The following is a 614-nucleotide window of genomic DNA, read 5'->3' on the forward strand; positions in this document are numbered from 1 at the left end:
CAACGCTCTCCCCTTATCTTTTCTTTCGTTTGGTTTAGAACAACTCTTCCGTTGTGCCACCAGAACCGCTTGAATAAATGCTGTCTTCGAGGCTGTTACCAACATATTCGGTTGGCTCCGTGCCTTTCTCAAAGTATTCAAACATGGACGTGCTATCCACTTTATGAGTCAGCAGACCGCTGTTGCGATCGATGCGAACGCGCACGATGTCATCTGGGATATTCTTGCCTTGTTCTGGCTTGCCTTCCAATGCCACTTGCATAAAGTCAATCCATGCTGGCTCTGCTGTTTTCGCTCCTGATTCAGCACCAGATACTTGGCCTTGACCCAAATTGCTGTTCACCGTCGTGCGGCCTAACGCGCGTGAGTGATCATCGAAGCCCACCCATGCAATAGCAACCACGCCCGGACCATAACCGTTGTACCATGCGTCTTTTGAATCGTTAGTCGTACCAGTTTTACCACCAATATCACGACGCTCAAGTTTTTGCGCACGCCAGCCGGTACCGTTCCAGCCAGTTCCTTCACGCCAGTTGCCGCCACCCCAGATGTTGCTGTACATCATTTCACGCATCAAGAATGCGTTTTGTTCAGAGATCACTTGTGGTGCGTAT

The 614-nt window shown here is 50.0% G+C and carries 1 pseudogene; it reads right to left on the reverse strand.

What is annotated here, in order from left to right:
- Positions 1-34: 34 nt before the first annotated feature.
- Positions 35-614: pseudogene (locus R7R78_RS27615) on the reverse strand (penicillin-sensitive transpeptidase); the annotation flags it as partial.

It is taken from the genome of Vibrio sp. 2134-1, from assembly GCF_033339495.1.